The sequence below is a fragment of the Amycolatopsis sp. NPDC051045 genome (assembly GCF_040682955.1).
Lineage (GTDB): Bacteria > Actinomycetota > Actinomycetes > Mycobacteriales > Pseudonocardiaceae > Amycolatopsis.
Window position 1 is genome coordinate 1 of sequence record NZ_JBFBCC010000055.1, and the last position, 11,155, is coordinate 11,155.

Below are 11,155 nucleotides of genomic sequence, written 5' to 3' on the forward strand. Positions count from 1 at the left end.
CGGACGAGTGGGTCGCACTTCTCATCCTGCCGCCGAAAGACCCGTCCCTCGTCTCAGGCCTTCGCCCGCGTCACCAACGTCATGCCCCGCAACAGCTAGACGTTGCGAGTCGTGACGTTGGACGAATCTGACCGCGGTCTGGGAAGTTTCGTCAGGTAACGCTTCGGTGTAAGCCAGCCTCGATTTCCGCAGGGGTATCGAATGTCTCAATTTGGTCTCGATTGACCTTGCTGGTAACAAACATCGTCGGCTACTCGACTTGTAGATGGTTCGTCGAACGCCACCTAAAACTGGAGGGGAGTGTAGCTTAGATTCGTGAATGAGGGTGCGACCAGTTGATAAGTGAAAGACCGAATTAAATCAACAATCCGGATGGGTGAGATGATGTGGATGGTCGCTCTAAGGGGGAATCCTTGAGGGCTAAACGAAATTATCGCGTCCCCCGAAAGTGGCTGTCGGCGACGATCGTTACTGCCGTAAGTCTACTGGTGAGCGTGTCGGTAAACTTGGCAACTGTGGCCGACTCGCGGAACTGGACCATTTTCTGGCTTAGCTTTCCTGTGGCGGCAAGTGTATGGGTCGCTGTGCATGTATTTCGCTCGGAAAGATTTGATAAGGTTGATGAACAGGTTCTGGCGGCCAAGATAATTCGCGAGATATCGTACAGTCAGAAGGGCAATCAAGCACGATCTCTCGCCAGAAAATTTACGTCGGATCAGGCGGTGACCTTGGATGGTTACGCGCTTGACGTTGAGGCGCTACTGGCATCGGGAAATCGTCTACTGGTTGTTGGCCCGGTGGGAAGCGGGAAAACGACGTTCCTTGAAGCTGTAGCGTTTCTGTGCTGCCTAAGTCTAGTTGGTGACCGCGGGAAAGAAGAGGGTCGCTTTCCTCTCCTCTTGGATGCAAAAACTCTTCCTGTGACAGGGGATTTCCATCGATTCTTGCCTGAGATGGCTAAGGAAAGATATGGGATACCTCGACGTGCTTTTAGGAATCTAGCCTCGATTGGCCGGATGGTAATTATTGTCGATGGTCTCGATGAGGCATATAATGCGACCGGGACCATGAAGCATCTTCGCTCCTGGTTAGACGACTATCAACGCAATACTTGTATTGTTGCAGCTCGCAGCGAAGAGGCTCGCTGGCTTTCCGTCATTCTTCCGGATTCGAATACTCTTGCACTGGATGCCGGTGCGATGTCGAGAGAAATAACAAGCTCTGCCTCCGAGGGTAAGTCCGATGAATGGAGCTTTCCGGATAGCGCATCAAAGGTTTTAATCTATGCTTTACTCAGATCTGGTGAGTGCTACGAGCTTGCGGAAATCAGTGGGCGTACCTTGTTGCCGCCAACAGTCGTTCTTTCGGTTCTGCAAGACTTGGTTTCGGAAGGACGGGTTGCTCGGATCGCAAAGTCGAATGGTCGAGACGAGTACAAGGCTCTCCCGGCGCTTCGGGAGGCCGCAGACTCATGATTGGCGCAATAATCGGCCCTATTGTTGCTCTAATTGCTGGAGGTTTGCTGTCCTTTGTTGAGGTCTACAATAAATGCGGGTCGGCTCCGCGGCGAAACGTCTTGCATTGGGCTGTATTACGTATGCTATTCGACGGATCAATGTCTTCTGCGGCATTTCCTGCTGCGGTACTTGTTTTTCCCGAAGGTCAATGGTGGTGGGCATCACTGGCCTCCGGCGTGGGTGCACCTGTGATAATCAGATCTCAAGTAAAATTCGTTGGACGAAAAGGAGTTTCGAAAGACTTCGGACCCGAAGTCCTTTACAGGAAACTGCGAACATTTGTAGACGGTAAGATTGAACGACAAACATCATCTACGGATTCCGCCTGGATAATTAACGATGTCGGGCCGAAAATTTCACAAATCCCCGCTGTGAGGCTCCTGGCTCGAATTGAAGGCTACTTTAAGTTACTTGAGCGTTCTTCGGAAACAAGCCATGGATCACAACTAACGTATCTTAGAAAGATGTTCTCTGAGGCGGCCAAGTCTGATTCGGAGACGGTGCATGAGGCTGTGGCTTTCCAGTTGCTCTGTTATGGCCACCGCGAACTTCTGGAAGGATTATTGGCTGAGGCTGACGCGATTTCCAGAGTAAACGGAAGTCGTGTATCGAGCCGGAGTTCTGACGCGAATATAAATGATAGATTGAACCTCTCTGAAAAGAGTTCTGCCGAAGGTAATTTAGATTGATCTAGCTCTACGGCCTCATGTAGCGGTGAAATTGCCTCGGCTTGCGTCGACTTTGCAAGCGCGCGGAGGTTTGGCAAGATTTCCGACGGGGCCTCATCGTCGATCCGCACTGTTGCATGAGTGATCACCGGTGGGTCTTCGCCCAGTAGATCTTCGCCAGTCGTGCCGGACTCGTCGGCGGCGACCCGCACTGGTCCGTCGTCTGCCGTCCACTGCTCGACCAGTGCTGGCCAGTCGGTGCCGACTGCATCCGAGCGCTTCAGTGTGCTCATCGGTCTGGTATGAGTCACCGACCATCGGTAGTGTCGGGTGCGCTGTGGACCGCGTGTTGCTCGGTGGGAAATCTCGGCTAGCGTCAACAGCACTTGCACGTAATTGGCCGATAGTTCTCCTGTGAGCTCGAGGCGGTTAAGATCTCGGACACTCACTTACCCCATGAAGCCGCGCGTTGCGGCAGAGTCAGAGTAACAGCAGCTGCGCTCCGGCAGTCTCGTCTGCTGCGGGACGTGCGCGCAGTGAACGACAGGCTTTGACTTCTCGCGTGGGGTCGCCACACCTGATCGTTAGGTTGTTCGACCTTAGGTAGTCCGCGATCGCGGAGCCATCCTCATCGACCGTCTCGGGGAACCCGCTCGGAGATCGTTGAGTAGGTGGTCTTCGCGGATGTAGAGCGTCTTCGGCCCGCGGTTGGCCTGCGCGTTGGGTGCTGGCGTGGCCGCGGCGGCAGCGGTAAGCGGTAGCCGGGTTGGACGTCCGTGGCTCCAGTGCGAGTCCAGTCGTCGGCGCAGACACCGCAGCAGATCGAGCCGGCCAGCGCGAATGGGCGAGGCTGACCGTCGCTGGCTGGCCGTACGGCCCGGATCTGCTGCGCGGCGTACCGTAACCTGACTTGGCTCAAGATCGCTGATCTTGGGTAGGGTGCTGGCTGTTGAGCTGCGGTTTCGCCGTGTGAACGGCGAAAATCTGCGCACTAAGCGGCCGGTTCTAGGGGTCTGCCCATCGCTTCCCGGTTACGGCTTCAGCGACAAGCCGGCCGCGCCGGGGTGGGGGATCGAGCGGATATCCGACGCGTGGTGCGAGCTGATGGCCCGGCTCGGCTACCGGCGGTTCGGCGCCCAGGGCAGCGACTGGGGCACCAGCATCGCCACGAGCATCGGTCAACGGCAACCCGATCGGGTCGCCGGCATCCATCTCATGCCGCCGCTCGCACCGCCCGATCCGGCCACGTTGGACGACCTCACCGGTGCCGAGCGGGCGGCGCTCGCGACACTGCGGGAGGCGGACGAATGGGGCTCCGGATACTCGGCGCAGCAGTCGACCCGGCCGCAGACGGTCGGCTACGGGCTGGTCGACTCGCCGGCCGCCCTCTGCGCCTGGATCGTCGAGAAGTTCTGGTCGTGGACCGACTCCGGTGGCGACCTGCATCGGGTTATTACCCGGGATGAGCTGCTCGACAACCTGATGCTCTACTGGCTGCCCGGCACCGGTGCCTCATCCGCCCGGCTGTACTGGGAAAGCCTCCGGCAGGTCAACGAATGGATCTCCGGGTCGGCCGGCGCGCCGGTGACCGTACCCACCGGCTGTTCGGTCTTCCCCAAGGAGCTGCAGCGCCCGTCTCGGCGGTGGGCGGAGCGCCGGTTCCCGAACATCCGGTACTGGAACGAGCCCGGCAAGGGCGGCCACTTCGCGGCGTTCGAGCAGCCGGCGTTGTTCGTCGACGAGGTCCGGTCATTCTTCCGGCTGGTCCGCTGATGGTCACCCGTACTCGGTAAGCGGCTGGCTAAAGATCAACAAGTGCCCATCGGGTGTCCGTACGTTGAAGTCGCGCATCCCGTAGGGCCGGTCAGCCAGTGGCTCGACGATGTCGGCGCCGCGGGCGCGCAGCTCGTCGTGGCAGGAATCGACGTCGTCGACGACAACCGTCACCCTGGCCGGGCCGACGCTGCTTTCGGCGTACAGGTGGAACTCGGCGGTGTCGCGGATCACGGCCGCGTAGCTAGGTGGGGTCTCCCAGGTGAATATGGTGTCGAATCCGAGCACGTCCGTGAAGTACGACCGCGCTGCCTGCACATCTCGGCACGGCAGCACGGGAACCGCCACCCGCATGACCATTCCGTCACCTTACCTGACTTTGGCTCAAGATCGCTGATCTTGGGTAGGGTGCTGGCTGTTGAGCTGCGGTTTCGTCGTGTGAACGGCGAAAATCTGCGCACTAAGCGGCCGGTTCCAGGCTGTCTCTCGTGGCGTATGTGCGCACGGTGAAGACGGCGTCGGGGGCCAGGGCGGTGCAGATCGTGCACTCCTCGCGTCGCGGGTCGCGGGACATCGAGCACATCGGCTCGGCGCATGACGATGCGGCGTTGGAGGCGCTCAAGGCGGTGGCGAGGCAGCGTCTGGCTGTGGGGCAGCCCGAGCTCGACTTTGGCCCGGACTTCGCGGCGTTGCAGGCCGGCAGTGGTGCTGGTGGTGGGCCGCTTGCGATCACGTCGTCGCGGATGGGGTACCTGTGGGACGCGCTCGGCCACGCCTACCAGCTGTTGGGGTTCGAGGAGGCCGCTGGTGGTGACGAGGTGTTCCGATTACTGGTGCTGGCACGGATCGTCGAGCCGACCAGCAAGCTGGACAGTCTGCGGGTGGTCGAGGAGGCAGGTTTCGACCCGCCGGCGTACGCGACCCTCAAGCGGCGTCTGCCCGCGTTCGCGAAAGAGTCCTGGCGGCAGAAGTTGGCCGCGGCGTGCGCCCGCACCGCTGATCTGGGGCCGGCGTCACTGGTTCTCTACGATGTGTCCACCTTGTACTTCGAGACCGATGCCGGGGACGGGTTCCGTGAGCCCGGGTTCTCCAAAGAACGCCGCCTGGAGCCGCAGATCACGATCGGGCTGCTCACCGACGCAAGCGGGTTTCCGTTGATGGTTAACGCGTTCGAGGGCAACCGGGGCGAGACCACTACGATGCTGCCGACCATCCGTGCGTTCATGGATGCCCACCAGCTGGCTGATGTCACGGTCGTGGCCGACGCTGGCATGATCTCTGCGGCCAACCAGCAGGCCATCGAGGCCGCGGGGTTGTCGTTCATCCTCGGCGCGCGGATACCCGACGTGCCGTACGTGGTCCAGGCGTGGCGCCACGAGCACCCGGATGAGCAGACCCCCGACGGGCACATCTTCACCCAGCCCTGGCCTGCCGGCCCCAAGGACCAGCGCCGCGACCAGATCATCTACTACCAGTACCGGGCGGACCGGGCTCGGCGCACCCTGCACGGCATCGACGAACAGGTCGCCAAGGCCGAGCAGGCCGTCGCCGGCAAGACCGCGGTCAAACGCAACCGGTTCATCCAGCTCACCGGCGCCACCAAGAGTGTCAACCGGACCCTGGAAGCCAAGGCACGCGCCCTTGCCGGCCTCAAAGGCTACGTCACCAACCTCCCGGACGTCACCGCCGAGTTCGTGATCGACGCCTACCACCGACTGTTCCACATCGAGAAGTCGTTCCGAATGTCTAAACACGACCTACGTGCGCGGCCGATCTACCACCACAAGCGCGAGTCGATCGACGCGCACCTGACGGTCGTGTTCGCCGCCCTGGCCGTCAGCAGGTGGATCGAGCAGACCACCGGCTGGTCGATCAAGAAGTTCGTGCGCACCACCCGCCGCTACCGCACCATCAACATCCAGGCCGGCGAGCACACCCTCACCGCCGTCGACCCGCTACCCGACGACCTCCGCGATGCCCTCACCCGCATCCACGACCGCGGTGCGCACTACAGTAATTTGAGCCAAGTCAGGTCTGCTGCGCGGCGTACCGTAATGGCAGTTGGGTGAGTGGGCAGCCGCGGCGTTTGTAGTGGCTGAGTCGGGCTTGCTGCTGTCGTCGCCGTAGCCGTTAGGAGGCCTTTCCGATTGTGCGCGGCTCTTCGATCTCGAAGTTGTCGACATGAATGAGCATCCGATGATCGTGCTCCGTCGGAGGAACCACAGTCCGCTTCAGTGTGATCCGCTGTTCCCAGCGAAGGAAGCGCTGCCTATCAGATGACCGAACCGTCGCCGTGATCGTACGACTGTCGCCAACATTTAGAAGCAGCGCAAGGTTTGGCAATTCAATTTTGAGTGGAATCTCGGGGCCGGACCAAGAGTTCGGAGTCTGTCCCTCCATAAAGGGAATTTCTCCGGCGCCCACGCGCCGCCCTTTCGAGTCGTGTACTGCAACTTGAACATCTACAGCGGGAAACCCAGCTGTGTTCCTGATCCCAACCGTCTCGGTTGTCGTCGAGTCGGGCTGATCGTCGCGCTCTGTGCTCAGCGCCAGGTAAGGGCGTGTGGCGTACGCCAGAGCTTCTCGGCTTTCACGGGCAGCTTTGCCGCTCGCTAGAGCGGCCCTCCACGCCGCCGCCGCCGACGCCGCCCCCGCAAGAGCGCTGATCGTGCCCACCACATCCGTGAACGCCACGTCTGCCGTCCTCCCCCTTCCGCTCGTCGCCTTCGACGTCGCAAGATCACTGGTCACCGTTACACCAAATTGAACGTGAGGGCGGCTGAGCTGGTGCAGTTTGGGCATGATCGTCTTCGCGACTGCCTCGCTGGTGGCGTCGATCACCTCGCGTATCGTTGACGGTCTCCGCAGCAGTGCGTTCGCTGCCCGGCGGCGGGTCGTAGTGTCACTCGTGGACGTCGACTTGATCATCGGCTGCGTTGACCACGACGGCCCGCGGTACCGGCTCAGGCAAGTCGCGGTCGGGCCGCGGGCCAGGAGGTGCCGGGTCTACCAGCTCAACGCGAAGCGGATGTTGACCTGGCGTCCGGCTTTGATCTGATACACCTGTGCCTCGAACTGCATCTGTGTGAGTCCGGGATGTCTGGCGGTCCATGCCGACCTCAGGCCGCCGTCACGATCGGGGTCGAGGTTCGGTAACGGCATTCCGTCCATCGATGCCGTGATTTCGAATGCCGTGCGGGTGAGCACCACCCAGACAGAGCGGGCTGTCCCTGACCACCAGTGTGCGGTCGCGGAATCGACCAGGGCGTGCTCGGCCTTGAACCTGGCCAAGGTCAGGCCACCGGCCCGGTCCCAAGCTGGGAACACCGCGATCGTGGGGTTCAGGTCGTTGGCGGGCACGAGCATGTCTGGGCTGGGAAGGTACAGCTTGAGGTGCGCTCCTGGATGTCCTTCCGCGTCGATGAGGACGATCCCGCTGGACTCGATCGGGTGGCGTGCCCACTCGAGTACGTGCTGGTACGTCGCTGTGTCTGTGGCACTTAGCACGCCGACTCGGGTGCTGCCGATGCTCACCTGTACGTCGTTGCCGACCAGTTGCACGATTGCGTCGTCGACCCGTAAGGACTTGGGGCCGGTGCGTCCGCGTGTGGTGATCACTTTCGTCAAGCCGCGCTTGTCGGATCCGGAGCTGTGGACTTCGATCCAGCGGTCCCCGAAACTGGTTCCGTGCAACGCGCCGGCGGTGACAGTAGCCGGTGCTGTGATGGCAGTCGGTAGCTGAGGCATACCTTTCGGAGATTGGAGCTGTTCGCCCGCGCGACCGTCAGTAGTAGGCGTGGGGAGCGGTGCGGTATGCCCGGTCCAAGTCTCTCCGTTCCACCATCGCACGCCGGACCCGTCCGGGTACCAGCCTGGCGGCGGCGTAGTCGCAGCGTCCACGGTGCCTCGAGTTCCTGTTTCAAGCGACAAAACCTGATATGAAGTCGGCGCTTCCCGATCGCGCGTTACGCGCCCGTGAGCACGGCAGGTCAAAGCGTATGCGGCTGGCGTGGGGTCGGTTGGTCGTGAGTTCTGCATGGACGTGCCGTGCACAGTTGGCGGGATCGGCGAGGTTGGGGTTGCGGTGATGTGGTGTGTCCACAGGGCCGCAGCCAGCAGGCGGGACGCTGGGCGAGCAGAGGGTGCTGAGCGGGCCGGCGCAACCCTGTCAGTGAAGTGGTCCAGCGAGCGACGTCCACCACGGGTGGACGCAACGAGGCGCAGGGTCGGATCGGGCGGACCGGATGCAGTCGCTGAGGTCGTCACGTAGCCGGCTCCGATGTGCGATCAGGACCTCGGCGATGGCTCGGTGTAGGGCGGTGGTGTCGATATCGTCGCGGAGGTGGTCGGCGAGGTTCGAGTGGTGAAGCCGGTAGGTTGAGCGGCCATCCTCGGTAGCTTCGATGACGTACGAGCCGGCGTGCTGGCACAGCCAGCGCAGGTCCTCGTCGGTGTGGGTGGCGCCGGCGGCGCGCGGGCCGACGCCGGCGCTGATGTCTTGCCAGAGCCAGCGTCGGCCTTCAGCGAACGCGAGAGGGCGAACCAGGTCCCGGGCTTTGGCGCCTACCGCGCGGCGCAGAATGCGGCGACCAACGGCGCCCGTTCGCGCTGCCGTGGAGGTCCGTGTATTGGACCGACCCAAGAGGAGTAGCAATTCGTCTGATGTCGTTCATGCGCCGGTGACGACCGCTTCGTTAGCTGGGAAGCCGCAGGCGTGTAGATAGTGAGCAAGATCGTCCTCGGACACCAAAAGTGGTGAACTTTCACCAACCCTCTCACATCAAGCCGATCACCGTTCATGGTGGTCGGCATCTTGCGTTCCGTAGCCGGACCGCCCGATCGGGGCGGTGGTCGGCGTGATAGTGGCACCCGTGATCCCCGGCGCGGCTCCGGATGGACTCCTGGATCGTCCGGCTTCTCCTGCGGTGGCTCTGCCGTTGCCCGCGCTACTGCCCGATCGGACTCGGTCAGGGCTGGAGTATGCGATAGCTCGAGTCAGTCCTTCCGGCCGGGTTTGTGTGTGGCCGCTGCTGGATCGGCTGGGCTGGCACGACGATGTGCGCCTCACCGTGACGGTGGTCGGGACGTCGCTGCTGATGCGTCGAGACCCGGCTGGCGTGTTCGAGCTGGGGAAGCGTCGGATGGTGGTGCTGCCGATCGTGCTCCGGCGTCGATGCGGGATCTCTGCCGGCGATGACGTGTTCATGGTCGCCGATCCGGCGCGCGGTGTCCTGGTCGTGCATCCCGCCCGTGCCCTGGATCAGATGGTGACGAGCTATCACGCGTCGCTGGCTGGCGGTGATCGTGATGACCGCTAGTTCGGTGGAACTGGGCGCGGCACGCCTGCTGTTGTCGAAGATGGGAATCGCTCCGGCGGATCTGCTTGCCGAGACTGAGGAGCGGCGGGCGGTGCCGACGTTCTCGGAGTACATCCCGCAGGTCTCGCGGGCGGTCTCGCCAGCGACAGCCCGTTCGTATGGGTCGTACTGGCGCCGCGTCGAGGAGGCGTGGGGCGGGCGGCGGCTGGACGAGCCGTCACCGTCGGAGATCAAGCAGCTGGCGGAGGAGAGCCGCGCAACCGCGGTGGTGCGCCGCAACAGCCGTGGCGGGCGGAACGCGGCGGAGAACTTCATCGCGGCGGTCCGCTGTCTGTACCGGCACGCGGTGAACGACGGGCTGCTGAGCGAGGGGCAGAACCCGGCGTTGAAGGTGGCCAAGCCCCGCCGGCTGCCGTCTCCGCGCCGGGCGCTGGCCGATCACGAGCTGGTGGACATCAACACCGCGGCCGCGACAACCGGGGACGATCCGCATCTGGACACGCTGCTGCTGCGGCTGCACACCGAGACGGCCTGCCGCCGCGGGGGAGCGCTCGGTCTCCGGCGGCGAGACCTGGAGGAGACCCAATGTCTCGTCCACTTGCGGGAGAAGGACGGCACCAGCCGCTTCCAGCCCATCTCGCCCACCTTGATGGGCTTGTTGCTGGCCCACGGTGATGAGCGGGGCGCGACCCATCCGGAGACGCAGCTGTTGCACTATCGCACCGGGGAGCCGATCACCAAGCGTCGCTACGACCACTTGTGGGATCGAATCGGCCGGCAGGTGCCGTCGGTGCGCACGCAGAACGTCTCCACGCACTGGCTGCGGCATACGACGTTGACGTGGGTGGAGCGGCGCTTCGGCTACGGCGTAGCCCACGCCTACGCGGGTCACTTCGACTCCGCCGACAGTGCCACGGTCACCTACGTCAAAGCCTCGGTCCGCGACGTGGCCACCGCCTTGTCCGCGCTCACCGGCGAATCGCATCCCCTTGCCCATAACCATGCCCGCGGAGGTGCGTCATGAACCGATGGACTGCCGGACTGGTGGTGCAGTGCGCCTGCCGGCCCTGGTCGCGTTGGGCGCGGCGTATGCGTCGTACCGGCACGGCCGGGTCTTCGCGCTGCGGTTCGGCAGCGACGCGACGACCGCAGCGATCTGGCCCCTGATCGTCGACGGCCTGCTCACCATCGCCACGGCCGAACTCTGGAGGACCGGCCACGACGCGGGCCGGCGGATCGCGTGGCTGGCGTTCGGCTTCGGCATCTGCTTGTCCCTGTGCGGCAATATCGGATCCGCCGAGCATCACACCGTCTTCAGCGTGATCGTCGCGGCCAGCCCGCCGGTGGCGTTGCTCCTGGCCGTCGAGTTGCTCAACCGGTCTCTGCGCCGCCGCCGAAGCCATACCGAGACTGCCGAGACTCCATCGGTAGTGAGCGGGGAGCCGGTCTCGGATGAGGCGGAACCGACGGCCGAGCAGCGGATGTGGCAGCACTACGTCCGTGAGCACGCTTGCGGCCGCCGTCCTACCGGCGCCGAACTCGACCGCATCGCCGACACCAGCAACTACGGCCGCCGCGTCCTGCGCGCCTGGAAGGCGACCGGCCGACTCGACGAACTCGGAAACCTGCCCCGGCCTCGTGGTTTGGTGTCAGTCGGTCATCTCCCGTCAGGCTGAGACGTCTTCTGAAGAGGTCACCTGTTGATGGGGTGTCGGGCGGAGACTTCCCCTCTCCGCCCGACACCGCGCAGCAGTTTAGAACACGTGTTCGACGATACGCAACTCGTAACTGTTCAGGCCGTTTTCGGGCTGTGAGCGGGCTTGTGGGATGATCTTGTTGTGGGGGAAGGTGTTCGTCCGTCGTATGACGAGCTGGCCGC

9 protein-coding genes and 2 pseudogenes are annotated in these 11,155 nt (G+C 63.0%); 7 read left to right on the forward strand and 4 right to left on the reverse strand.

Going from position 1 to position 11,155, the window contains the following annotated elements:
* The first annotated feature begins 515 nt into the window (after nt 1-515).
* The 3 genes from AB0M80_RS43840 to AB0M80_RS43850 all read left to right on the forward strand — a co-directional run bounded on the left by AB0M80_RS43840 (nt 516) and on the right by AB0M80_RS43850 (nt 3,958).
* Nucleotides 516-1,475, forward strand: coding sequence for an NACHT domain-containing protein (locus AB0M80_RS43840; protein ID WP_364576480.1), 960 nt, complete (start codon nt 516-518; stop codon nt 1,473-1,475).
* Between the two features lie 140 nt (nt 1,476-1,615).
* Complete coding sequence (locus AB0M80_RS43845) at nt 1,616-2,206, forward strand: hypothetical protein (protein WP_364576481.1); 591 nt, start codon at nt 1,616-1,618, stop codon at nt 2,204-2,206.
* Between the two features lie 948 nt (nt 2,207-3,154).
* On the forward strand, nt 3,155-3,958 hold the full coding sequence (locus tag AB0M80_RS43850; protein WP_284742605.1) for an alpha/beta hydrolase: 804 nt from the start codon (nt 3,155-3,157) through the stop codon (nt 3,956-3,958).
* Between the two features lie 3 nt (nt 3,959-3,961).
* Here the strand turns inward: AB0M80_RS43850 and AB0M80_RS43855 are convergent, their stop codons facing one another.
* A complete protein-coding gene (locus AB0M80_RS43855; protein ID WP_053731577.1) occupies nt 3,962-4,318 on the reverse strand; it encodes a VOC family protein in 357 nt (118 codons plus the stop codon).
* A gap of 173 nt (nt 4,319-4,491) precedes the next feature.
* Between AB0M80_RS43855 and AB0M80_RS43860 the strand changes: the two are divergent.
* Nucleotides 4,492-5,967: pseudogene (locus AB0M80_RS43860) on the forward strand (IS1634 family transposase); the annotation flags it as partial.
* Nucleotides 5,968-6,088: 121 nt separating this feature from the next.
* Here AB0M80_RS43860 and AB0M80_RS43865 read toward each other — a convergent pair.
* The 3 genes and pseudogenes from AB0M80_RS43865 to AB0M80_RS43875 all read right to left on the reverse strand — a co-directional run.
* Nucleotides 6,089-6,799, reverse strand: a complete 711-nt coding sequence (locus AB0M80_RS43865; RefSeq protein WP_364576482.1) for a hypothetical protein — start codon at nt 6,797-6,799, stop codon at nt 6,089-6,091.
* A gap of 165 nt (nt 6,800-6,964) precedes the next feature.
* Nucleotides 6,965-7,585, reverse strand: coding sequence for a hypothetical protein (locus tag AB0M80_RS43870; protein ID WP_364576486.1), 621 nt, complete (start codon nt 7,583-7,585; stop codon nt 6,965-6,967).
* Nucleotides 7,586-7,759: 174 nt separating this feature from the next.
* A pseudogene (locus AB0M80_RS43875) lies at nt 7,760-7,996 on the reverse strand (DUF2510 domain-containing protein); the annotation flags it as partial.
* Nucleotides 7,997-8,976: 980 nt separating this feature from the next.
* Here AB0M80_RS43875 and AB0M80_RS43880 point away from each other — a divergent pair.
* The 3 genes from AB0M80_RS43880 to AB0M80_RS43890 are packed head-to-tail and all read left to right on the forward strand — an operon-like array spanning nt 8,977 to nt 10,952.
* The gene (locus AB0M80_RS43880) at nt 8,977-9,276 is read left to right on the forward strand and encodes an AbrB/MazE/SpoVT family DNA-binding domain-containing protein (RefSeq protein ID WP_364576483.1); all 300 of its coding nucleotides are present in this window, start codon (nt 8,977-8,979) and stop codon (nt 9,274-9,276) included.
* Nucleotides 9,266-10,300, forward strand: coding sequence for a site-specific integrase (locus AB0M80_RS43885; RefSeq protein ID WP_364576484.1), 1,035 nt, complete (start codon nt 9,266-9,268; stop codon nt 10,298-10,300). Before AB0M80_RS43880 ends, AB0M80_RS43885 begins: the two co-directional genes overlap by 11 nt.
* Before the next feature lie 28 nt (nt 10,301-10,328).
* A complete protein-coding gene (locus AB0M80_RS43890; protein WP_364576485.1) occupies nt 10,329-10,952 on the forward strand; it encodes a DUF2637 domain-containing protein in 624 nt (207 codons plus the stop codon).
* Nucleotides 10,953-11,155: the final 203 nt, after the last annotated feature.